This window comes from Pseudoalteromonas sp. Hal040 (assembly GCF_037162425.1).
In the GTDB taxonomy this organism is placed as follows: domain Bacteria; phylum Pseudomonadota; class Gammaproteobacteria; order Enterobacterales; family Alteromonadaceae; genus Pseudoalteromonas; species Pseudoalteromonas gelatinilytica.
This window is the reverse complement of sequence record NZ_JARLUU010000001.1, coordinates 1,205,223-1,230,078: the sequence shown is the minus strand read 5'-3', so window position 1 is coordinate 1,230,078 and position 24,856 is coordinate 1,205,223. Positions and strand designations below refer to the sequence as shown.

The 24,856-nt window shown below is 42.4% G+C and carries 20 protein-coding genes; 15 read left to right on the top strand and 5 right to left on the bottom strand.

Annotated features, from left to right (window positions below; all coding sequences use genetic code 11):
- Positions 1–35 precede the first annotated feature (35 nt).
- From leuS to lipA, 13 genes are all read left to right on the top strand, one after another.
- Positions 36–2,624 carry a leucine--tRNA ligase gene (gene leuS / locus P4S60_RS05470; RefSeq protein ID WP_337115291.1) on the top strand — a complete coding sequence of 863 codons (2,589 nt, stop codon included), beginning with the start codon at positions 36–38 and terminating at the stop codon, positions 2,622–2,624.
- 1 nt (position 2,625) lies between these two features.
- Positions 2,626–3,114, top strand: coding sequence for an LPS-assembly lipoprotein LptE (locus P4S60_RS05465; protein WP_063702311.1), 489 nt, complete (start codon positions 2,626–2,628; stop codon positions 3,112–3,114).
- A complete protein-coding gene (holA, locus tag P4S60_RS05460; protein ID WP_337115290.1) occupies positions 3,114–4,154 on the top strand; it encodes a DNA polymerase III subunit delta in 1,041 nt (346 codons plus the stop codon). Before P4S60_RS05465 ends, holA begins: the two co-directional genes overlap by 1 nt.
- A gap of 12 nt (positions 4,155–4,166) precedes the next feature.
- A complete protein-coding gene (nadD, locus tag P4S60_RS05455) occupies positions 4,167–4,802 on the top strand; it encodes a nicotinate-nucleotide adenylyltransferase (RefSeq protein WP_337115289.1) in 636 nt (211 codons plus the stop codon).
- Between the two features lie 56 nt (positions 4,803–4,858).
- Complete coding sequence (rsfS, locus tag P4S60_RS05450; protein WP_063702304.1) at positions 4,859–5,176, top strand: ribosome silencing factor; 318 nt, start codon at positions 4,859–4,861, stop codon at positions 5,174–5,176.
- Between the two features lie 27 nt (positions 5,177–5,203).
- Positions 5,204–5,674 (top strand): 23S rRNA (pseudouridine(1915)-N(3))-methyltransferase RlmH, encoded by a 471-nt coding sequence (gene rlmH, locus P4S60_RS05445; protein WP_036967350.1) that lies wholly within the window; start codon positions 5,204–5,206, stop codon positions 5,672–5,674.
- An 8-nt stretch (positions 5,675–5,682) separates the two neighbouring features.
- Positions 5,683–7,563 (top strand): penicillin-binding protein 2, encoded by a 1,881-nt coding sequence (gene mrdA, locus P4S60_RS05440; protein ID WP_337115288.1) that lies wholly within the window; start codon positions 5,683–5,685, stop codon positions 7,561–7,563.
- On the top strand, positions 7,560–8,666 hold the full coding sequence (gene rodA / locus P4S60_RS05435) for a rod shape-determining protein RodA (RefSeq protein WP_337115287.1): 1,107 nt from the start codon (positions 7,560–7,562) through the stop codon (positions 8,664–8,666). The genes mrdA and rodA overlap by 4 nt, the downstream gene beginning before the upstream one ends.
- Positions 8,666–9,433, top strand: a complete 768-nt coding sequence (locus P4S60_RS05430; RefSeq protein ID WP_337115286.1) for a septal ring lytic transglycosylase RlpA family protein — start codon at positions 8,666–8,668, stop codon at positions 9,431–9,433. Before rodA ends, P4S60_RS05430 begins: the two co-directional genes overlap by 1 nt.
- A gap of 54 nt (positions 9,434–9,487) precedes the next feature.
- Positions 9,488–10,648 (top strand): serine hydrolase, encoded by a 1,161-nt coding sequence (locus tag P4S60_RS05425; RefSeq protein ID WP_063702297.1) that lies wholly within the window; start codon positions 9,488–9,490, stop codon positions 10,646–10,648.
- Between the two features lie 182 nt (positions 10,649–10,830).
- Complete coding sequence (gene ybeD / locus P4S60_RS05420) at positions 10,831–11,109, top strand: DUF493 family protein YbeD (protein ID WP_054551674.1); 279 nt, start codon at positions 10,831–10,833, stop codon at positions 11,107–11,109.
- A gap of 19 nt (positions 11,110–11,128) precedes the next feature.
- Complete coding sequence (gene lipB / locus P4S60_RS05415; protein ID WP_337115285.1) at positions 11,129–11,782, top strand: lipoyl(octanoyl) transferase LipB; 654 nt, start codon at positions 11,129–11,131, stop codon at positions 11,780–11,782.
- On the top strand, positions 11,779–12,744 hold the full coding sequence (gene lipA / locus P4S60_RS05410) for a lipoyl synthase (protein ID WP_063702293.1): 966 nt from the start codon (positions 11,779–11,781) through the stop codon (positions 12,742–12,744). The genes lipB and lipA overlap by 4 nt, the downstream gene beginning before the upstream one ends.
- A 58-nt stretch (positions 12,745–12,802) precedes the next feature.
- Here lipA and P4S60_RS05405 read toward each other — a convergent pair whose 3' ends face one another.
- Entirely contained in the window at positions 12,803–13,396 is a 594-nt protein-coding gene (locus tag P4S60_RS05405; RefSeq protein ID WP_337115284.1) for a TetR/AcrR family transcriptional regulator, read from the bottom strand.
- A 175-nt stretch (positions 13,397–13,571) separates the two neighbouring features.
- On the opposite strand from P4S60_RS05405, the gene P4S60_RS05400 reads away from it, so the two are divergent.
- Positions 13,572–14,591, top strand: a complete 1,020-nt coding sequence (locus tag P4S60_RS05400) for an MBL fold metallo-hydrolase (protein WP_337115283.1) — start codon at positions 13,572–13,574, stop codon at positions 14,589–14,591.
- Between the two features lie 126 nt (positions 14,592–14,717).
- Complete coding sequence (locus P4S60_RS05395) at positions 14,718–16,343, top strand: M28 family metallopeptidase (protein WP_337115282.1); 1,626 nt, start codon at positions 14,718–14,720, stop codon at positions 16,341–16,343.
- Between the two features lie 62 nt (positions 16,344–16,405).
- On the opposite strand, the gene P4S60_RS05390 is transcribed toward P4S60_RS05395, so the two are convergent.
- From P4S60_RS05390 to fabB, 4 genes are all read right to left on the bottom strand, one after another.
- Positions 16,406–20,902 carry a FimV/HubP family polar landmark protein gene (locus P4S60_RS05390; protein WP_337115281.1) on the bottom strand — a complete coding sequence of 1,499 codons (4,497 nt, stop codon included), beginning with the start codon at positions 20,900–20,902 and terminating at the stop codon, positions 16,406–16,408.
- A gap of 321 nt (positions 20,903–21,223) precedes the next feature.
- Positions 21,224–22,240: an aspartate-semialdehyde dehydrogenase gene (locus P4S60_RS05385; RefSeq protein ID WP_337115280.1), complete on the bottom strand. Its 1,017-nt coding sequence runs from the start codon at positions 22,238–22,240 to the stop codon at positions 21,224–21,226.
- Positions 22,241–22,272: 32 nt separating this feature from the next.
- The gene (locus tag P4S60_RS05380; RefSeq protein ID WP_337115279.1) at positions 22,273–23,394 is read right to left on the bottom strand and encodes a 4-phosphoerythronate dehydrogenase; all 1,122 of its coding nucleotides are present in this window, start codon (positions 23,392–23,394) and stop codon (positions 22,273–22,275) included.
- Positions 23,395–23,539: 145 nt separating this feature from the next.
- Positions 23,540–24,754 (bottom strand): beta-ketoacyl-ACP synthase I, encoded by a 1,215-nt coding sequence (gene fabB, locus P4S60_RS05375; protein ID WP_337115278.1) that lies wholly within the window; start codon positions 24,752–24,754, stop codon positions 23,540–23,542.
- Positions 24,755–24,856 lie beyond the last annotated feature (102 nt).

Here is a 24,856-nt window from a genome sequence, read left to right as displayed (position 1 = left end):
TTTTTTATTAATTTGCAAGAAGTCTGGAATCGTAGATGCAAGAGCAATATAACCCGCAAGACATTGAGTCAAAAGTACAAGCCTACTGGGAAGAAAACCAAGTATTTAAAGTCACTGAAGATGAGAGCAAAGAAAAGTATTACTGTCTATCTATGTTCCCATACCCAAGCGGCCGACTCCACATGGGTCACGTTCGTAACTACACCATTGGTGACGTAGTATCACGCTTCCAACGCTTGCAAGGCAAAAACGTAATGCAACCTATGGGTTGGGATGCGTTTGGTCTACCAGCTGAAAATGCTGCAATCAAAAACAACACGGCCCCTGCTAAGTGGACTTACGAAAACATCGATTACATGCGTAACCAGTTAAAGCAACTAGGTTTTGGTTACGACTGGGATCGTGAAATCGCAACATGTCACCCAGAATACTACAAGTGGGAACAATGGTTCTTCACTAAGCTTTACGAAAAAGGCTTAGTTTACAAAAAGATGTCAACAGTTAACTGGGATCCAGTTGACCAAACAGTACTTGCTAACGAGCAAGTAATTGATGGTCGTGGTTGGCGTTCAGGTGCGATTGTTGAGCAAAAAGAAATTCCACAATGGTTCATCAAAATCACTGATTACGCACAAGAGCTATTAGACGATTTAGATAAGCTTGATCACTGGCCTGAGCAAGTTAAAACCATGCAGCGTAACTGGATTGGTCGTTCTGAAGGTTTAGAAATCGAATTTAAGCGTGCTGATAACGAAGACACATTCAGTGTTTATACAACGCGTCCAGATACCTTCATGGGTGTGACGTATGTAGCGGTTGCTGCCGGTCACCCGATTGCACAAGAAGCCGCTAAAAACAGCGACGCTGTAGCAATGTTTGTTGATGAGTGTAAAAACACGAAAATCGCAGAAGCAGACATGGCGACCATGGACAAAAAAGGCATTGCAACAGGCTTTTATGCAATTCATCCATTAACAGGTAAGCAAGTACCAATTTGGGTCGCTAACTTCGTATTAATGGATTACGGCTCAGGCGCTGTTATGGCTGTTCCGGCGCACGACCAACGTGACTACGAGTTCGCAACAGCGTATGGCCTTGAGATTGCTCAAGTTATTGCGCCAGCTGAAGGTTCAGAAGAAAGCGTTGATTTAGACAACCAAGCATTCACTGAAAAAGGCGTGTTAGTTAACTCTGGTGAGTTCGACGGCCTTGAGTTTGAAGCAGCGTTTAATGCCGTTGCAGACAAACTAGAAGCATTGGGTGTAGGTGAGCGTAAAGTGAACTTCCGTCTACGTGACTGGGGTGTTAGCCGTCAGCGTTACTGGGGCTCTCCAATCCCAATGTTAAGCGACGAAAATGGTAATGAGCTTGCTGCAACAGAAGACATGCTACCCGTTCGCTTACCAGAAGACGTGGTAATGAATGGTGTTACTTCACCAATCAAAGCTGATCCTGAGTGGGCTAAAACAACTGTAAATGGCGCGCCGGCATTCCACGAAACAGATACCTTCGATACCTTCATGGAATCGTCTTGGTACTACGCTCGTTACTGTAGCCCACGTTTTGACGAAGGCATGATTGAACCAGGTGCAGCAAATTACTGGTTACCAGTAAACCAATACATCGGTGGTATTGAGCATGCGATCTTGCACTTACTTTACTCGCGTTTCTTCCACAAATTATTACGTGACTTTGGTTTAGTAACCTCTGATGAGCCATTTGAGCGCTTACTATGTCAAGGCATGGTATTGGCAGATACTTTCTATCGTAAAGATGAGAAAGGCGGTGATATCTGGATTTCACCAACAGACGTACAAACTGAAACAGACGACAAAGGTCGTGTTGTTAAAGCGTGGCACAAAGAAGATGGCGAGCCAGTATTCTCTGCAGGCATGAGCAAAATGTCGAAATCGAAAAATAACGGTATCGACCCACAACAAGTTATCGCCCAGTACGGTGCAGATACAGTGCGTTTATTCATGATGTTTACAGCGCCACCAGAGCAAACTCTTGAATGGTCTGATTCAGGTGTTGAAGGTGCAATGCGTTTCTTAAAACGTATTTGGAAATACGCTGTTGATGTTGAAACAGTAGGTTATCAAGTGCTTGATAAATCAGCGTTAAATAACGACCAAAAAGTACTTCGCCGTGAACTTCATAAAGCAATTGCAAAAGTGACTGATGACGTTGAGCGTCGTCAAACATTCAACACTGCAATCGCTGCAATCATGGAAATTTCGAACAAGTTACTTAAAGCACCACTTACAGATAAGCAAGATGTAGCAATTGCTAACGAAGCACTTGAAGCATTACTTATCATGCTTGCGCCTATCACACCGCACATGTGTCACCAATTATGGCAAGACCTTGGCAAAGAAGGCGATATCTTAGATGCAGCATGGCCAGCAGTTGATGAATCAGCACTTGTTGAAGATGAAAAGCTAATCATCGTACAAGTTAACGGTAAGCTACGTGCTAAGCTAACAGTGCCTGCAGATGCAACTAAAGAGCAAGTTGAAGCATTAGCATTTGCTGAAGAAAACGTGACTAAGTTCACTGATGGCGCGACTATCCGTAAAGTAATTTACGTACCAGGCAAACTACTTAACGTGGTTGCTAACTAAGATGGCAGCGCTTCACGCACTGAAAAACGGACTAGCCCTTGCGCTAGTCTGTTTACTGCTGACAAGTTGTGGCTTTCATTTAAAGAAAGCCTCTAACTTGCCTGACGACTTAAAAGTCATCACCCTTGTTGGCGATGATGAAAAGTCAGCGCTTTTCGAATTAGTTGAAAAAGAGCTTATTGCGAGCAAAGTTGAACTTAACCAAGGTGGTAAACACCCTGAGTTAAAGATCCACAAAGACCGTTTAGAGCGTCAAATTTTGTCATTATTTGATAATGGTCAGGTTGCTGAGTATGAACTTGCCTACAGTGTAAGCTATACCTTGAAGCGCCCAGGACAAAAAGCCATTAATCAAAGCTTTGAATTGTATCGTAACTACCAAGACGACCCAGACAATGCCCTTGCCAAAGCAAAAGAGCTTGATTTGCTATTAAGCGAAATTCGTAAGCAAGCAAGTCGTCGTATCGTTCGTGAGTTATCACAACTGTAATGCGTTGTTATGCAAACCAGCTTCCTAGCCAGTTAAAAAAAGGCTTAGCGCCTTTTTATATGGTATTTGGTGAAGAGCCTTATCAAATTGCGCAGTGCGTCATGCAAATACGCCAAGCAGCTAAACAACAAGGCTTTGACGAAGTCATTAAATTTACCTTAATGCCGGGTTTTGACTGGCAAGAAATTGTTGCTCAATACCAAAGTATGTCACTATTCAGCGCTCGTACCTTAATCGAGTTTGATTTAAACGAACAAAAACCAGGTACGCAAGGCAGTCAAATCTTTAAGCAACTTGTTGAGCTTGCTAATCCCGATACTATTTTGGTTTTAAAAGGTGCCAAAGCCAGTCAAGATATACAACGCGCCGCTTGGTTCAAAGCCTTAGATAAACAAGGTTTATTTGTTCCGTGTTATCCGCTTACGGGTAACCACCTAAGCCGTTGGTTAGATGAACAGTGTTATCGTCTAAACTTAAATCTTCACAACAACGCAAAACAAAGCTTACTTGATGCCACTGAAGGTAACTTACTTGCCTGCCACCAAGAATTAGAAAAACTGTCTTTGCTTTATGGTAGCGAACTGATTGACCAGCAAGCTGTGATGCAAGGACTACTTAACCAATCAAAGTTTGATATTTTTGATTTAAGCGATGCTTTATTGAGTGGTCATGCTGATCAAGCGGTTAAAGTGATGACAAAACTGGCTGCCGATAACACTGAAGCCATGAGTATTTTTTGGGCCATTAATAAAGAAGCTGCTAACTTACTGGCAATGCAACACGGCCGTTTAAACGGTGCCAATATGGCTGATTTATACAAGCAGTTTAATATTTGGAAAAACCAACAAGCCGCTGTGCAGCAAGCTTTAAATCGCTTAAATATTAATACCCTCGAACAAATAATAAAGCATTTAGCGCAGTTTGATGCGGCGTATAAGCAAGGTAATTTGGTTGCTCCTTATCAAGCATTAATGCAAATATGCTTAGTGTTTTGCCAACCTGTGGCAATGCCATTACCTTGTCATCCGAACCTTGATTAAGAGTAACCATTGATGATTGCTATTTTCGGTGGCACCTTTGATCCAATTCACTTAGGTCATATTAATATGGCCGAGCAATGTGTTCAGCAGTGTCAACTCGATACCCTTTATTTTATGCCTTGCGCTATTCCTGCCCATAAAGCAAAACCTGGGATCAGTGATGAGCACCGTATTAACATGCTAAAGCTCGCCATTGAAAACAATCCACACTTTGCCATCGATTACCGTGAGCTAAACCGAGAAGGTGCGTCGTACTCGCTATTAAGCCTTGAAGAACTGCGCGCAGAAAACCCATCAGCACCGATTATGTTTTTAATTGGTATGGACTCATTCAATACCCTAGATAAATGGTTTAAATGGCAAGAAATTGTCAAGCTTTGTCACCTTGTGGTGTACCAGCGTCCGGGGCAACACTGCCAAGTAGATGGTGAACTCGCTGCCTATAAAGCTCATGCCTTTACGGAGCAGCTCAGTCAACTACAACACGCCCCTGCTGGTAAGTTATTCTTTTTAAATGGCTTACAAGTAAATGCTGCGTCTAGTGAAATCAGAAAAAAGTTACAATTAAATGCTACCGCAGCGGAACTTTTACCTACTGCTGTCAGTCAATACATTGCGCAGCATCATCTTTACCAAACAGATGAATAAATACTGCCTACGTGATAAAATAACAAATTACGATTATTTATTTTTGAGAAAACACTTTGGATTCTAAACAACTACTCGCATTTGCCCTTGATAAAGTCGACGATATGAAAGCCCGTGATGTGGTTCAGCTTGATGTTCGTGGTAAATCTGACATTACCGATTACATGTTAGTATGCTCTGGTAACTCTAAACGTCACGTGCAATCAATTGCAGCTCACGTTGCTAAAGAAGCACGCCATGCAGGTGAAGAACCTCTCGGTTACGAAGGCCAAAACGAAGGTGAATGGGTGCTTGTAGACCTAGGTGATGTGGTTGTGCATGTTATGCAAGACCAAACTCGCGACTTCTATGATCTAGAGAAACTTTGGGGTTAACCCTTAGCAAGGACATAGGTAACCATTTTGAAAATACAATTGATTGCTGTTGGCACCAAAATGCCAGCATGGGTTGAAACCGGATTCACTGAATATCAACGCCGTTTTCCGCGTGATATGCCTCTTGAACTAATTGAAATCCCCGCAGGTAAACGTGGTAAAAATGCGGATATCAAACGTATTTTACAACTTGAAGGCGAAAAGACCCTTGCTGCTATCCCTAAAGGCAACCGCATTGTAACGCTAGAGGTAACCGGTAAACCAATGGATACCCATCAGCTGGCAAAAAGTATGGAAAAATGGCAACTTGATGGCCGTGATGTCAGCTTGCTGATCGGCGGCCCTGAAGGCTTAGCGCCTGAGTGTATCGCAGCCTCAGAGCAAAAGTGGTCATTATCCAACCTAACACTACCGCACCCTTTAGTGCGTATTATTGTTGCTGAAAGCCTATACCGTGGCTGGAGCTTGAATAACAACCACCCTTATCATCGCGAGTAGTAAAGCCAATGCGAAAACACAGACCCACAATTCGAGATCACTCGGCTGAAGCTAATTTATTTGCCCGCCGAGCATTTGTGGGTTTTGTGTTTGTTACACTGTTAATTGGCGTGTTGCTATCAAATTTATACAACATCCAAGTTATTGAGCATCAAGATTATCAAACCCGCTCGAATGATAACCGAATCAAAGTCATTCCTATCGCCCCTAACCGTGGCCTTATCTATGACAGAAATGGCGTGTTATTGGCAGAGAACAAGCCGGTTTATAATTTAGAAGTGATACCCGAAGAGGTTGATAACCTAGAACAGGCACTGAGCGAAGTTGAAAAGGTTATTGAAATTAGTGAGCAGCAAAAAGCTGACTTTTTAGATGACATTAAGCACAACCGCCGCTTTAAAAGCCAAGTATTAAAAGCCCGTTTAGATGAAACCGAAGTTGCAAAATTTTCGGTTAATCAGCATAAGTTTCCAGGCTTTAGTATCGAAGCGCGTCTAGCTCGCTATTACCCATATGGTGATACCCTCACCCATGCCTTAGGTTATGTGGCCAAACTCAACAAAAAAGAGCTCACCAAACTGGAAGCAGAAGACCAAGCAACCAACTACCGCGCAACGCACGACATTGGTAAGCTAGGTATCGAAAAATATTACGAAGAACTCCTTCATGGTGTGGTTGGCTCACAGCGCGTTGAAGTTAATAATCGCGGTCGAGTAATTCGTACTTTAAGCCTCACTCCTCCAGAGCCAGGTCACGACTTAGTACTAACTCTGGATATTGGCCTACAGCAAATTGCTCAGCACGCATTGAAGGATATGCGTGGCGCCATCGTGGTACTAGACGCTAAAGATGGTGGTGTTTTAGCCATGTATTCCAACCCAAGTTATGACCCTAACTTATTTGTGCATGGCATCAGCAGTAAAGATTATAAAGAGTTATTAAATCCTGACCGACCACTTATCAACCGGACTACCCAAGGTCGCTATGCCCCAGCCTCAACGGTTAAGCCTCATATGTCAATTCTTGCCCTTGAAGAAGGATTGGTAACCGAGCAAACACAAATATGGGATCCGGGCTTTTTCCAAATTCCCAACGTAGAGCACAAATGGCGTGACTGGAAACGTTGGGGGCATGGTCATGTTGATGTTTATCGTGCCATTGAAGAATCATGCGATACCTATTTTTATGATGTAGCTTATCGACTTGGTATTACAAAAATCAGCGACTTTATGTCGCAGTTTGGCTTTGGCGAGCTATCGGGTATTGATATTCATGAAGAAACTGCCGCCATTATGCCTTCTAGAGAATGGAAAGAAGCACGTTTTAGAGAATCATGGTGGCGCGGTGATACGATTTCAGTGGGTATCGGCCAAGGCTATTGGACCGCCACACCGATGCAAATTGCTAATGCTACCAACATCTTAGTGAATCGAGGTTTAGATCACCCACCACATCTTGTGCAGGTAGCGAAAAAAGAAGACGAAGTAACACAGATCAACAATGATGAGAAACCACCTTTGGTACTCAAAAACCCTCATCATTGGCAAATTGCACTAGATGCCATGCACAACACCGTGCATAAAGTCACCGGCACCGCCCATAAAGCATTTAAAGGAGCAAATTACGACCCAGCAGGTAAAACGGGTACTGCTCAGGTTGTAAGTATTGCTCAAGGTGAGCGTTATGATGCTAAGTCACTTAAAGAGCGTCAGCGAGATAACGCTATCTACGTTGGCTTTGCTCCTTATAAAGACCCACAAATTGTGGTCTCTGTGGTGGTTGAAAACACCGGTGGTGGTAGTACGGTTGGTGCGCCAATTGCGCGTCAATTGATGGATTACTACTTTTCAGCTAACCCAATACAAATTGCCCAGAGTGATGCGCCATGATCCCATTAAATAAAAAGCGTTCAATATGGCAGCGCCTACACCTAGACTTACCGCTACTTCTAGCTCTGATGACGATGATGGTAGCCAGCCTTGCCATTGTATACAGTGCCAGCGGCCAAGACTCAGCGATGATGATACGCCACTCAACACGTATGTTTGGCGCTATCCTAGGCATGTTTATACTCGCGCAATTTTCACCTAATACATTAAAAAGCATGGTTATCCCTCTTTATTGCATCGGCCTTTTGATGCTCGTAGGGGTGTTGTTATTCGGGGTAAGTTCAAAAGGTGCTCAGCGCTGGCTTGATTTAGGTGTGACCCGTTTCCAGCCCTCAGAATTAATGAAAATTGCCGTGCCTATGATGGTTGCTTGGTATATTGGTCGCAACCATTTACCGCCTCGACCGCTGCACTTAATTATTGGTTTTGTGATTGTGATGGTGCCCACCATTTTAATTAAAGAGCAACCCGACTTAGGTACATCTATCTTGATTGCCAGTTCAGGTATTTTTGTATTGTTTTTATCTGGTCTTAGTTGGCGCTTGATTGGCTTTTTATCAGCCACAGTGGCATTAGCAGCTTGGCCGTTTTGGCATTACGTGATGCTTGATTATCAAAAGCAACGAGTATTGACCTTTTTAGATCCTGAAAGCGATCCGCTTGGCTCTGGTTACCACATTATTCAATCGAAAATTGCAATTGGCTCGGGAGGAATTGAAGGGAAAGGCTGGCTGCAAGGTACGCAATCGCAACTAGAGTTTTTACCTGAGCGTCATACCGATTTTATCTTTTCTGTACTAAGCGAAGAGTTTGGCCTGTTTGGGGTCTGTTTATTATTGTGTATGTACTTATTTATCATTGGTCGTGGGTTGTATATCGCAGTGAACGCTCAAGATGCGTTTGGTAAACTACTTGCTGGCGCATTAACACTGACCTTCTTTGTTTATGTATTTGTTAATATTGGCATGGTATCGGGTTTACTACCGGTTGTTGGTGTTCCGTTACCTCTGATAAGTTATGGTGGCACCTCAATGGTGACCTTAATGGCCGGATTTGGCATTATCATGTCAATCGCCACCGATAAAAGGATGCTTTTAAAATAATGACACAGCGAGTCAACTTCTTACTTATTGCGTTATTTTCTGTGCTGCTAGCAGCATGTAGTTCATCTTCGCAACAAGGCCGTTATGCCATGGAGCATGATGCAGCCCCGCTTCGAAAACCGACCGAGTTGGAAATGCAAGATGCGATTGTCACTGCGGTTGTTAAAAGTGCAAGCGCTAGCCGTCCTTACGAGGTTCGCGGTAAACGCTACACGCCGATGCTAGATGAAACTGGCTATGCAGAAGAAGGCATTGCTTCGTGGTATGGTCGAAAGTTTCACAATTATCACACCTCAAACGGCGAAGTGTACGATATGTTTGCGATGACAGCCGCCCATAAAACGCTGCCGCTACCAAGCTTTGCCAGAGTAACAAATTTAGATAATGGAAAATCAGTGATTGTTCGCGTCAATGACCGGGGCCCATTTCATGATGACCGTATTATCGATTTATCTTATTCTGCGGCCTATAAATTAGGTTATTACCGACAAGGTACAGCCCGTGTTAAGGTTGAGGCTGTTACCCTTGCCAGTTCTGCCCCTCGTTTAAGCTACATACAGGTTGCAGCGGGAAGTACTCTTGCTAATGTTGAGGCGCTCGCGTTTCAACTTCGTCAGCAATATCATGTGCCAACAAACATTGTTGAAAAAGACGGGATCTATCGATTACGTCTCGGTCCAATAAAAGATGCCGCAGAAGCACAAGCAGTTTTAGAGAAGCTAAAACAAAACCAATTTCAGAACGCGTTCTTGCTTTACAGTGAGTAAGGCCTTTAGAATAGGTCAACGCGACATGTTTAACTTTAACCATTAATGAGTACGATGAAATCTATAAAATATAAAATCTTAAGTGGCGTTTGTGGCCTTGTTTGCACTGCTAGCGTATTTTCAGCAACAGCCCAAATCATCCCTGCCCCACCTCAAGTTAATGCGAAAGGTTACTTCCTGGTTGATTTCACCACAGGTAAAGTGATTGCCGAAGGCGAAGCAGATACCAAATTAGCACCGGCTAGTTTAACCAAAATGATGACCAGTTATGTAATTGGTACAGAAATCAAAGCAGGCAATATTGCGCCAACTGATATGGTTACTGTAAGCGAAAAAGCGTGGGCAAAAAATTTCCCTGAGTCATCAAAAATGTTTATCGAAGTGGGTAAGCAGATCAGTGTTGATGACCTTAACCACGGTATTATTATTCAATCAGGTAACGATGCTTGTGTCGCAATGGCTGAGCACATTGCTGGAAGTGAAAGTGCATTTGCTGATTTAATGAATGCCCATGCAGAAAAGCTTGGTATGACGAATAGTCACTTTATTAACAGCCACGGCTTAGATACTAACGAGCACTACACAACACCACGCGATATGGCAACATTAGGTGCGGCTCTTATTCGTGATGTTCCAGATGAATATGAAGTATACGCACAAAAATCATTTACGTTTAATGGCATCAAGCAATACAACCGCAACTCATTGTTGTGGGATGAAAGCATGAATGTTGATGGTATTAAAACAGGCCATACATCAGAAGCAGGCTACAGCTTAGTTAGCTCAGCAACAAAAGATGACATGCGTTTAATCGCGGTAGTGATGGGCACAGAAAGCGAGCGTGCACGTAAAGTTGAAAGCAAAAAGCTATTAAACTACGGTTTCCGCTTTTTCGAAACAATCACACCATACAAAGCAGGCGACAGCTTTGCTGAGCAACGTATTTGGATGGGTAACAAAGAAAACGTATCGCTAGGTATCCTAGAAGATACGCCAATTACTATTCCACGTGGCCAACGTAAAAACTTAAAAGCGAACTTCGAGCTTGATAAAACATTAGAAGCACCGCTTGCTAAAGGCACGAAAGTAGGCACGCTTTTCTTACAACTTGAAGGTGAAGAAATTGCACAATATCCACTAGTTACACTAGAAGAAGTGGAAGAAGGCAGCTTCTTTAGCAAGATTTACGATTACCTACGTTTACAAATTCAGTAATCAGGTCATAAAGTTTATAAACGCCTTGCATCGCAAGGCGTTTTTTTTGTCTGAAAAATGATAGAATGCGCCCCATATCAGTCGCGCTGGGTCGAGTGCGTCGTAATCTAAGTTTGCTTAATATCAAGAAATGGTAGAGATCACTTCTATTAAGCACACGCATTGTTTGAGGAGTCACCGTCGTGGTTCAACCTGTAAAGAATACTAAGTTTGACGAGTATTTAGATTTCCCTTGCCCATTCACATTTAAAATCATGGGCTTAGCAAACGTAAATCTGACGGATCAGATCCTAGAAAAGCTGCAACCAATTGCACCGGGCGACTATGCGCCAAAGGTTAAACCAAGCAGCAAGGGTAATTACGAATCTGTAACGCTTGTAGCAACTGTTACAAGTAAAGAGCACATTGAAGAAATTTATAACGTGATCAGCAACATCGATGACGTACGTCACATGCTATAGGCCGATTACGGAGTAACTCGTGAGCGAAAGAGAATTAATCGTTCGTCAATTAGGGCGTCAGCGTTACATGCCAATTTGGCAAAAAATGCAATCTTTTACTGACACCCGTGATGAGCACACTGCCGATGAAATTTGGCTTGTAGAGCACGAGCCTGTATTTACGCAAGGCCAAGCTGGTAAAGCTGAGCACTTATTAAATACTGGTGATATCGAAGTCATCCAAGTAGACCGTGGGGGTCAAGTAACCTACCACGGACCGGGTCAGCAAATGATGTATGTGCTGTTCAACTTACGCCGTTTAAACATTGGTGTAAGAGAGCTGGTAACCTGGCTTGAAGAGTGCATTATCGACACGTTAAAAGACTATGACATTGATGCCTACGCAAAAGCAGATGCACCGGGTGTTTACGTTAACGATAGCAAAGTTGCTTCATTAGGTCTTCGCGTTCGCCGCGGTTGCTCTTTCCACGGTTTAGCACTTAATGTAAACATGGATCTAAGTCCATTTTTACGTATTAATCCATGCGGCTATGCTGGCATGAACATGGTGCAAACAACAGACCTTAGCGGTCCGCAAAACCTCGAGCAAGCAGGTGCAGGGCTTGTAAAACACATGATTAAAAAGCTTAATGCTACTGTGGTTAAGCACACTGAAGGGTTTGAAAACGAATGAATAAACCAGTCAAAATGGAACCGGGCGTAAAGCTGCGTGATGCAGAAAAAATGGCGCTGATCCCAGTTAAAGTTTTACCGACTGAAAAGAACGAAATGCTGCGTAAGCCAGAGTGGCTAAAAATTCGCTTACCAAAATCAACCGAGCGTATTGATGGTATTAAACAAGCGATGCGTAAACATGGTTTGCACTCAGTGTGTGAAGAGGCATCATGCCCTAACCTATCTGAATGTTTCAACCACGGTACAGCGACTTTCATGATTTTAGGTGCAATTTGTACTCGTCGTTGCCCGTTCTGTGATGTTGCCCACGGCCGTCCATTAAAGCCAGATGCAGCTGAGCCTGAAAAGCTTGCACTGACTATTAAAGACATGAAGCTGAGCTATGTTGTAATCACGTCAGTAGACCGTGATGACTTACGTGATGGCGGTGCACAGCATTTTGCTGATTGTATTCGTGAAATTCGTAAGCATAATCCAAATATCACAATTGAAATCTTAGTACCTGATTTCCGTGGTCGTATGGACAGAGCCCTTGATATCTTAATTGAGACGCCACCAGATGTATTTAACCACAACCTAGAAACAGCACCGCGTTTATACAAATTAGCGCGTCCAGGTGCTGATTATAAGTGGTCACTTGAGCTATTACGTCGTTTTAAAGAAGCGCACCCAAATGTGAAAACGAAGTCTGGCTTGATGGTGGGTCTTGGTGAAGAGATCAGTGAAATCGAAGAAGTGTTACGCGATTTACGCGCACACAACGTTGATATGCTTACCGTAGGTCAATACTTACAACCTTCTAAGCACCACTTGCCGGTTAAACGCTACGTGCCGCCAGCAGAGTTTGATGGACTAAAAGAGTATGCAGATGAAATTGGCTTTACACATGCAGCTTGTGGCCCATTTGTTCGCTCAAGCTACCATGCTGACCAACAAGCAGCTGGTAAAGAAGTGAAATAAGCCTTCTTACAGATGTCAAAAAGCCCGCATTAAGCGGGCTTTTTTATGTTCCAAAATATCAGCGCCCATAACGCGCTAAGAACATTTTCACGGTTTCGCTTATCACTTTGTTGTCTGAGTCACCTTCTTGGCGCTCAAAGCCATACAACAACGGATAAAAGATCAGCGACTTTAACTGATAAACAAACTGTTTTGCCGCAAACTCAACATCATCAATCGTTAACACCTGCGCTTGCACACCCGCTTCTAAAAACGCCACCAGATCTTGCATACAGCCCATGTTATTACTGGCTAATGATTTTGCTAAATCAGGTTGCTGTAACATTTGCATAAAAGCGACTTTCGCTACTTTTAAAAACTCTTCAGAGGTGAGTAACGCGACTTCTTGTTCAGCAATGCGTGTTAATTGCTCAGCAATTGGCAAAGCAGCATCAAACACCACCGCTTGCTCTTGGCGAACTTTTTCAAACATAAACACTAGAATAGCTTGAAACAACACATCTTTATTTTCAAAGTGATTGTATACGGTGCGCTTTGAGGCACCCGCTAAGCTTGCAACCTGATCCATACTTGTATGCTCAACACCCTGCTGAAAAAACAATGTTTCAGCTGCATTCAAAATATCTAATCGTTTTCTCTGTGATAATTTCATGGACCCCTCCGGTAAGGGTTACTAGTGTAACGCAAAAATAAAAAATGCACTAGATAGTTTACTTTTATAGCAAACCATGAAAAACTACACCGTGTAGTTTACTTATGGTGACGATATGAAATTTCTAAAATGGCTCGCAATCGCCACTCTATGCATCGTGATAGGAGTGTTTATTATGAATAATCAATTAGCCGCTGAAGGCGTGAGTGATAACAGCCACTCTGCGCAATTATCTGATGGCAAGTTCCACAATAGTGCTGAAGTAGAAAGACCAAGCTTTAAGAAAACGCTAGGTATCTTCAAACGCTTTATTACTGAAAAGAAAATTGATGCAGAGCCAAAGGGCGAGCTGCCTATGCATTCTATTTCTCACGCTCAGCTTGAGCGTTTATCAAATGACACAGTGCATTTTGTAAAGCTAGGTCACTCCTCTATTTTAGCGAAAGTGTATGGCGAATACTGGCTATTTGATCCAGTATTTTCAGAGCGCGCTTCGCCTTTCTCATTCATGGGTCCAAAGCGCTTTCAGCCAACACCTATCAGCATTGCAGAGTTACCTAATATTGCCAAGGTGTTTATTTCACACAACCATTATGACCACTTAGATAAAGCAGCAATTAAACAGCTTGTTGATAAAACAGATTCTTTTTATGTGCCTTTAGGAGTCGAAAACGACCTGAAAAAATGGGGCGTTGATGAACAAAAAGTGCATAGTTTTGATTGGTGGCAAGAGCAAAATATGGCTAATAGCCAAATTGTATTTACACCAACCCAGCACTTCTCTGGCCGAGGTTTAACAGACGGCAATAAAACCCTTTGGGGCTCTTGGGCTATTAAAGTAAATGACAAGCGCTTTTATTTTAGCGGTGACTCTGGCTATTTTGCTGGCTTTAAAGAAATTGGTCATCGTTATGGGCCATTTGATATCACCTTTATTGAAACCGGCGCTTACGACAAAGATTGGGCTGACATTCATATGACACCAGAACAATCAGTGCAAGCCCATCTCGATTTACAAGGTGATGTGATGGTGCCAGTGCATAATGGAACATTTGATCTCGCCTTTCATGCTTGGTATGACCCACTTAAACGTGTCGCTAAAAAAGCAGGACAGGAGCAAGTATCGCTGAGTACTCCGCTAGTTGGGGAGGTTTTTAAGATTCAAGATACCGCGATTGATAAAGCGTGGTGGTAAAATTGTCAGGGTGAAAGGTGCATTATTATCCTTTCATCCTGAATAATTAGTTATTTGTAGACTCTTTCTGGACAGCCCCCTTCTCGTCCCATATAGTGAAACCCTGTGCAATCAACCAGAAAAACTATGACAACTCACCTTAAGTATGCAAGTTTAGCACTTGCAGTTGGTTTATTCGGTTGCTCTGAGCAACCAACATCAAGCGCTGATGCAACAAGCGCAAGCAGCCATGAAACCGTTAACATTGCCAATGTACGCTCACATATTAAAACCCTCGCCTCTGATGAATTCTTAGGCCGCGGCCCTTTAACTGAAGGCGAAACACTAACCATTAATTATTTAGCCGACGAGTATAAAAAACTCGGCTTAAGCGGCAGTTTTAATGGCGAGTTTTTACAGCCAGTTACTATGGCAAAACTCACTCCAGATCAAAACATGACCTTAAAAGTAGGTGATTTAAGTTTTAATGCTGGCAGTGATTTTACCGCCCGTACGCAGCAAATTAACCCTGAGATCAATATCGATGGCTCTGATGTTGTGTTTGTTGGCTACGGTATTAATGCACCTGAATATAACTGGGATGACTTTGCAGATATTGATGTAAAAGACAAAACAATCATTGTACTTGTTAATGATCCAGGTTTTGCCACCCAAGACGACGCGCTTTTCACTGGTAACGCTATGACCTATTACGGTCGTTGGACTTACAAATATGAAGAAGGTGCACGACAAGGTGCAAAAGCGGTATTTATCGTTCACGAAACAGCTCCTGCCGCATACCCTTGGGGTGTTGTAGAAAGCTCAAACACAGGTAGTAAATATACCTTAATCGACCAAGATAAAAATGCTTCTGACATCCCTGTAATGGGCTGGATTGATGAGCAGGCGGCAAATGAAATTTTTGCTCAAGCGGGTCTTGATTATCAAACCGAAAAAGCCAACGCACTAAAAGCTGACTTTAAACCTGTCGACTTAAAAGCCAAAGCAGCCCTAACACTGAAAAGCGATATCTCTCAAGCGCAATCGCATAATGTTGTTGCAACGCTTAAAGGTAGCGAAACCCCTGATGAGTACATTGTGATTGGTGCACACTGGGATCATTTTGGTACCAAGCAAACTGATGAAGGCGTGAAAATCTACAATGGTGCTGTTGATAACGCATCAGGTAGCGCAGCAACGGTAGAAATAGCCCGTATTCTTACTGAAATGCATAAGAAAAAACCATTTAAACGCTCGATTATCTTTGCCAACTTTACGGCTGAAGAAACTGGGCTTATTGGTTCTGAGCAATTCGCTACTGGCGAAATTGTACCAACCAAGCAAATGGTCGCACTGCTTAATATTGATGGTATGAACGTACTTGATGGCGTTGACTACATATTACAATACGGTAAAGGCATGTCTGAAATGGAAGACTACCTTGCAGATGCAGCGAAAGCACAAGGTCGTCATGTAAAAATGGACCCTCGTCCTCAAAATGGTTTGTTCTTCCGCTCTGATCACTTCTCTCTAGCTAAGCAAGGCGTGCCTAGCTTACTATTTATGAGCTTAGGTGATACAGATCCTGATTACATCGCCCATAAATATCATAAAGAAGCTGACGACTATTCAGCAGATTGGTCTATGGGCGGTGTTGAGCAAGATATTGAACTGATTGTTGATATTGCTGCCAAACTTGCTAATAACGGCGATTGGCCTAAGTGGAAAGCCGAGTCGGATTTCAAAACTCGTCGCTTACAAGACAAGCAATAATATTCGCTTAGATATAAAAAACCGAGCTAGATGCTCGGTTTTTTATTGGTTAGTTTTACTTATTACTCGTTAATTTTAGCTTTAAGTGATTGTGCTTCTTCTTGCACTTCCTCTGGGCCATTGGCAATAACATCTTCAATGGCTTGCAGTGCTGCATCAAAGTCATCTATTTCGATATATGCTCGTGCTAAATCCAGTTTTGCTGAGTAACCACCACTTTCGGCATCAACATCAGTTGGGTTATCGCCGGCAAGTAAATCATTAAAATCACTTAACCCTACATCCATATCAATATCATCATAAGGTTCATGGTCGAGTGCTTCATCATCACTTTGCTCAAGTAGCGAGTCGATATCGACAAACTCATCATCAGTAGGTTGTTGCGCTTGTTGCGCCTCTTCTATGTGCTCTACTTCAGGTTCAACTGGCTGCTCGCTTTCACCCTGTAAATCTTCATTTAACAGCGCATTAAAATCAACATCGAACTCACTGGCATCACTGATATCAGCTTCGTCTGGCTCTGCTAATTCATTTAACAGCGCATCAAAGTCGGTTTGAGTTAAGTCAGCCATAAAATCATCATCGATTTCATCGTCTGACATTTCACTCAAGTCAGTCTCATCGGCTAAATTTGACTCTAAATCAGCAATTGTTTGCTCAGCTGCTGTCGTATCATCAAGCTCAATATCGTCTAATTCGAATTCTGGGAAATCCTCTAATTCGTCTTGACTATCAGCCACTTCAGCATCAATCGGCTCTTCAGTCTGTTGTACTGATGGCGCTTCGTTTTCTGTAGAAGAGAGTAAATCATCTTCAGGATCAAGCATATCTTGTTCTGTGAATTCATTATCAAGCAAGATCTCATCATCAAAATCATCGTCTAGCTGATCAAGCTCATTACCCGTTGCTAATGAATTAGCAAGGTCTTGCTCTGCCTGACTTAACTGTAATGGTGCATCTTCATCTAACTCACTAGAAGTGGCTTCATCAGACTCATCCAATTCAAAACCAGCTTCATCTAGCTCAAGCTCTGGGTACTCTTCTAACTCTTGGCTAGGCGTTACCATATCTTGTTGCAGAGGCTCCTCTTCGCCTGCTAAATCAAACTCATCCGTTAAGTCTTCATCGGCTAGCGGATCATCGCCTAAATCAATTTCAACCTCTTCAATATCTTGTTCAGGCTCATCAATTGACCAATCTGGTGCTGCGACATAATCGTCTTCTTCACCGATTTCACTTAATAACTCATCGACGCTTTTCAGTGATGGATCATCAAATTCATCAAGACTGTCATCTTCATCTAATAGCTCGTCGCTATCTTCGTTAAATTCATGATTTAGTGCCTCATCAATATCAACTTCGTCAGTATCATCTGCTTCATCAACTAACTCTGAGGCAACTGATTCAACATTTAAGTCATCAATTGCTTGATCTGCGTCGGCTAAATCTTCAAGAGACTCTTGCAGGTTTTCATCATGCTCAGTATTGATGTTCTGCTCGTGGCTTAAATCAGAAATTTGCGCTTCGGTATCTTGTTTCAGCTCATTTGTTTGTTGAATAAGCTCTTCAAGCTCGTCATCAGAGTCTGAATCGTGTTCATCAATAGAATCTTCTTCTAATAATGAATCAATATCAGTCACATCTAATTCATCATCTTGCTCAAGCATGTCTTGAATATCATTGTCATCAACATCTAAGCCATCTTCATCCAAAAGTTCAGGCTCTTGCGGCTCTGCACCAACATCGTCAAGAAGTGAGTCGATATCCTTGGTATCGAAATCATCACTTAGCTCATCTTCGTCGATTAAATCGTCTGCGCTTGGCTCTTCTGCTAATTCTTCAGTTAATTCTTCAACAACCTCTTCAGGTTCTTGTATTTCTTCAGGCTGATGCTCTTCTTGTGCTTCATCTAAGAGTGAATCAATGTCATCTGCATCAAGCTCGTCTTCGTCGATTAAATCGTCTGCGCTTGGTTCTTCTGTTAACGCTTCAAAAAGCTCTTCAGGTTCTTGTATCTCTTCAGGCTGATGCTCTTCTTGCGCTTCATCTAAGAGTGAATCAATGTCATCAACATCAAGGGCATCATCAAGCTCGTCTTCGTCGATTAAATCGTCTGCGCTTGGTTCTTCTGTTAACGCTTCAACAAGCTCCTCAGATTCTTGTATTTCTTCGGGCTGTTGCTCTTCTTGCGCCTCATCTAATAATGAATCAATGTCATCAACATCAAGGGCATCATCAAGCTCGTCTTCGTCGATTAACTCATCTGCATTTGGTTCTTCGACTGATGCTTGTTCTTCTTGAACGTCATCTAATAACGAGTCAATGTCATCAACATCCAGTGCATCATCAAGATCATCATTTTCTAATGCATCGTTCTCTTCAGCTGCTGGCTCTGCTACTTGCGCTTCATCAATTAAGCTATCGATATCAAGATCATCTTCATCAATGAGCTGATCTGCACTTGGTTCTTCGACTGATGCTTGTTCTTCTTGAACGTCATCTAATAACGAGTCAATGTCATCAACATCCAGCGCATCATCAAGATCATCATTTTCTAATGCATCGTTCTCTTCAGCTGCTGGCTCTGCTACTTGCGCTTCATCAATTAAGCTATCGATATCAAGATCATCTTCATCAATGAGCTGATCTGCACTTGGTTCTTCGACTGATGCTTGTTCTTCTTGAGCTTCATCTAATAACGAGTCAATGTCATCAACATCCAGCGCATCGTCAAGATCATCATTTTCTAATGCATCGTTCTCTTCAGCTGCTGGCTCTGCTACTTGCGCTTCATCAATTAAGCTGTCGATATCAAGATCATCTTCATCAATGAGTTGATCTGCACTTGGTGCTTCGGCTGATGCTTGTTCTACTTGAACGTCATCTAATAACGAGTCAATGTCATCAACATCCAGCGCATCATCAAGATCATCATTTTCTAATGCATCATTAAGATCTGAGGATGGCTCTTCGGTTTGCGCTTCATCAATTAAGGTGTCGATATCGAAATCATCTTCGTCAATAAGTTCAGCTTCAACGTTCGTGGCTGATGCGTCATTATTTTCATCAAGTAAATCATCGATATCGTCTAGATTAACGTCTTGATTAGAATCAGTATTGTTTTGCTCATCAATTAAGCTATCAATGTCAAAATCATCTTCCACATCATCTTCTGCCAGCTCTTCACTAAGCGCTGCCATTTCATCATTAGCGTTATCTAACGAGTCATCGTCAGTATCAAAAAGGTCGTCAATGTCATCAGCACTTAAAATATCACCAGACAAATCTGCCTGTGGCTGTTCAACATCTAGGTCTATTTCATCACCTAAACTGTCATCATCAGTTTGATCGAAATCTTGCTGTAAAAATGCATCTAAATCATCATCGTCGCCAGCCGTAGTTGATGATTCATCATTAAATTCGATGTCATCACTTAATAAACCCTCTAACTCATCTTGGTTTAAAATACTGTCATCTTCATCAAAGCTATCATCAATGCTGTCATCGAAAATAATGTCGTCATCTGGCAGCATATCTTGATCTAAGTCGTCATCTAAACGCACACTTAAATCATCGTGGTCTTCAATTGGTTCAGGTACTAGAGGGTCGGTTTCGACCATAGGTTCTAAATCGTCATTAGCCTTAAACGTTGGGCTTTGAGGTAAAAACTCATCGTCATCGCTGGCACTCGTATCATCACTAGAGCTATTGCGTTTTTTCAAAAACATTACAACGGCAGCAATGATCAGTAATGCAGGAATAAACATTAATGCACCGAGAACAAATGGGTTGCTCAGTAAACTCGAAATGCTAAACCCACTGTCCTCTTCAATCTTTTTTGCTTTTTGCTGCTCGATAATTTCATTTTGTTTAGTGATCAGCTCTTTCAGTTGCTTTTGAATTTCACTGTCTTGACCAAGTTGGTCTCGAACAGTTTCAAGCTCTTTAGAAATACCGGTAAGTTGCTTTTTTAGCTTGTTGTTCTCAGCTAAGATTTCTTCAACGTTTTCAACCGATGATTTAAACTGCTTTTGAAGCTCTACTAGTTGCGTGCCCTGCTCTGTTTTAATGGTGTTGATTTCTTGTTTAAGCTCTTGTTTTGCTTCGTCTACATCAACTTTGCGAGCTTGAGTTACTTTCTTTTGCGATTCATTAATTTCAGCAGTGGTCAGTGTGCCGTTTTTCTTTTTCTCCCATAGCTCATCATCTTGTTCAGAACGTGCTTTTGCTAGCGTCGGATTGACCGCTCGAATCTCGGAAATAGTTGGGATTTTTAGGTATGCGCCATCACGCATGTGATTCAAGTTTTGGTCTAAAAATGACGATGGGTTTTTTTCATACAGAGCTTGCATGACCTGATAAATACTGACAGAGTTGTCTGGGCGAATTTTAGCGGCAATGCGCCATAGTGTATCGGTCGGCTTAATTGGACCAATTGAGCGCCCCTGCGCACCGTAATCGACACCTTTAGGGCCTTTAAGTGTGGAGCCTTCATCAGAGTATGTCGGTGTTACCACCAATGCAGACGCTAATATGAAGAGTGTTGCTAAACCGCGCATGCTGATCCTTTATGTTTTAAATGTTAACGCAGCAACCTTGGTTGCTTAAACATCAAGTAATTCTTGCAGAATTGATTCTTAATTATGCTTTCTTGCAAGCTCTATTCCAGCTGCAAACTATAACTTAGTTGCCTTGCAATATCTATTGCAACACCTTGATAGTAAATAGCTTAAATATTAGCGGCTGAGAGACTTTTTTATTGTTATCGTTAAGTTTATACGCTTTTACAACGTATGCGGCAATAATTTGGCAGTGAATTCACAAAAAAAGCGGCAAATTGCCGCTTTCTGTCAAAATTAGCTCAGCCTAAATCATCAGATTTATAAATAATTTGCGATTAGCTCTTCAGCAATCTGCACACTATTTGTAGCTGCACCTTTGCGCGTATTATCACTTACAACCCACATATTTAAACCATGTGGATGCGAAATATCAGCACGTAAACGACCTACGTATACAGTATCGTTACCACTTGCATCTGACACAGCCGTTGGGTAATCCGCTAAGTCTTCGATAAACTCTACACCAGGTGCATCGTTTAATAACTGTTTAACATGTTCGATATCTACTGGCATACGCGTTTCAATATTAATCGCTTCACTGTGACCAAAGAACACGGGAACACGAACACAGGTAGGGTTAACCACAACACTGTTATCACCTAAGATTTTTTGTGTTTCATTAACCATTTTCATTTCTTCGCGGGTATAACCGTTATCTTCAAAGCTGTCGATTTGTGGGATCACGTTAAAAGCAATTTGTTTAGGGAAAACGGCATTATCCATTGGGCGCGCATTCATTAAGTTTGCTGTTTGCTTGGCTAGTTCATCAACCGCTTCTTTACCCGCACCCGATACGGCCTGATATGTTGATACGTTAATACGGTCAATGCCATAAGCATCATAAATTGGTTTTAACGCCACCAGCATTTGAATCGTTGAACAGTTAGGGTTTGCAATGATGTTGCGATTTCTGAAATCCGCCAAGCTTGATGCATTCACTTCAGGAATAATGAGTGGCACATCGTAGTCATTACGAAAGTGTGAGGTATTATCAATGACTACACAGCCGGCTTCAGCCGCAATCGGTGCGTATTTTTCAGAGACACTGCCGCCCGCTGAAAATAAACCAATGTGAGCTTGGCTAAAATCAAAACCTTCAACATCGATTACTTCAATGCTCTCACCGCGAAATTGAATTTCTTCACCAGCACTACGGCTGCTTGCAAGTAAAAATAATTGGTCTACCGGAAACTTACGATCTTCTAAAGTTTCGATAATTTGACGACCCACTAAACCTGTGGCACCTAATACGGCTACATTAAATTTTTGCGACATGTGTTTTCCTCTTTTGAATAAAGCAAATGGCTTTATTCGTTAATTCTAAATCCCAGTGCAGCTAATGCGCCTTCACATGCACTGTTGGCAGCCACCGACAACGTACTAAACTCGCGTCGTGGCGGGTAATTCTTACGTAAACTATCAAAGCCTTCGCTTGCTAATTTACTTCGTAAAATGCCATCGTCGCGACGCACATCATAAATCAAGTGCACTAAGCGACCTATATCGTTTAGGTTAAAGGTTTCACCTAACGTGACAGAGTGGCTAATTGGCTCAGGCAAAAAGTCGTCCAGAGACTTAAGCGCCGCGATACCTTCAAGCTCACACACTTGCTGATACAGTATTTGTGTACCGCGGGCTTTGCCTTCAAGTGTATGCCCTGCAATATGCACACTGGCATAACGTACATAATCAAGCAGAGGTGTCAGTATATTGGGTTCGTTTTCCCAAACATCAAGCACGCAGTCTAATTTTGCGCCTTGTTTAAACAATGCAAGCAATGCTTGGTTATCAATCACATCTCCACGGCTTGCATTGATAATCGTCATGCCCTGCTTAAGCGCTTTTAAGCGCGTTTCGTCGAGCATGTGCAAGGTTTTATGCGGCCCTTGCTTAACTAATGGGACGTGAAAAGTCACAATATCAGCTTGAGCTAGTAATGTGTCTAACTCAATATGCTCTGCAAGCTCACCGGCTTCATATTTGGGTGGATCACACAACAGTACATTCATGCCAAGCAAGCTTAACTTATCACGTAAACAGCTACCAATACTGCCAACGCCCACTATGCCGATGGTTTTGCCTTGTAATGAATTGGCGTTTTCTTGGCTCAAGGCATATAAGCTACTAATTACATATTCCGCTACCGCCACAGCATTACACCCTGGGGCGCTGCTAAATGCGATATTTCGCTCAGCAAGTAACTCGGTATCAATGTGATCAACACCTATGGTTGCTGTGCCCACAAATTTTAATTTATCTGCTTGAGTGAGTAAGGCTTTATCTACATTGGTAACAGAGCGGGTTAACAAAATATCGACCCCGACTAGCTGCTCGGGTTGAAGATTACGGCCATCAAATCGCTCAACATCACCAAAATCGGCAAAGTACTGCTCAACCAATGGCATATTTTGATCTGCAAGAATTTTCATTTGTGTGTCCGAGAGGCAGAAAGTGGCGCTATTGTAGCGAATTTATCAGTATTCGGATAGGTAACAACTAAGACGATTTTGGGGTAATTTATAACAAATGAAAAAGCCGAGCTATTGCTCGGCTTTAAGCAAATACTGGAGAGGTTTAACCTTTATATTTGCTCATTACTAATGTGGCGTTAGTGCCACCGAAACCGAAGCTGTTAGACATAACTGTATTTAGTTCAACGTCTTTACGCTCAGTTACGATATTTAGACCTGCAGCTTGCTCATCTAGTTCATCAATGTTGATAGATGGAGCAACAAAGTTATGCTCAAGCATTAATAGCGAGAAGATTGCTTCGTGAACACCTGCTGCACCTAAAGCGTGACCTGTCATCGCTTTGGTTGCACTGATCATTGGCGAGTTACCACCAAATACTTCTTGAATAGCACCTAGCTCTTTCACATCACCAACAGGTGTTGAAGTACCGTGAGTATTTAAGTAATCAATGCCGCCTTCAAGACCTTGCATTGCTTGCTTCATACAACGTACAGCGCCTTCACCTGATGGAGCTACCATGTCGTAGCCGTCAGATGTTGCACCGTAACCTGTGATTTCTGCATAGATGTGCGCGCCACGAGCAAGTGCATGCTCAAGTTCTTCAACAACAACAATACCGCCACCAGCAGAGATAACAAAACCATCACGGTTTGCATCATAGGTACGTGATGCTTTCTCAGGTGTTTCATTGTACTTAGTAGACAATGCACCCATTGCATCGAATTCCATTGCGAGTGTCCAGTGAAGCTCTTCACCACCACCTGCAAAGATGACGTCTTGCTTACCTAGTTGAATTTGCTCAACCGCATGACCGATACAGTGTGCAGATGTTGCACATGCAGAACTTAGCGAGTAGTTAACACCTTTGATTTTGAATGGTGTTGCAAGGCACGCCGAAGTCGTGCTCGCCATAGTACGTGGTACCATGTAAGGACCAACACGTTTTACGCCTTTTTCACGTAAAATGTCAGCGGCTTCAACTTGCCACTTAGATGAACCACCACCTGAACCCACTAATAAACCAGTGCGCTCGTTTGAAACTTGATCTTCACTAAGGCCTGCATCTGCAATCGCTTGTGCCATAGAGATATAAGCGTATGCCGCTGCATCGCCCATAAAGCGCATAGCTTTACGATCAACAAACTCTTTAACATCAATATCGATTTTGCCAGATACGTTACTACGTAGGTTGTAGTCAGCAAACTCTTGGTTGAACGCGATACCACTACGGCCTTGTTTTAATGATTCTAATACTTCTTCTTTGTTGTTACCGATGCTTGAAACAACACCGATGCCCGTAATAACGGCTCTTCTCATGGGTAATTACCTTAGCTCTATACTAAATTGTGTTCTATTTTACGCTGAAATTACTCTCGAAGTGGTCAGCTTTCTAGCGTACACATGTACTCTGAATGTCTA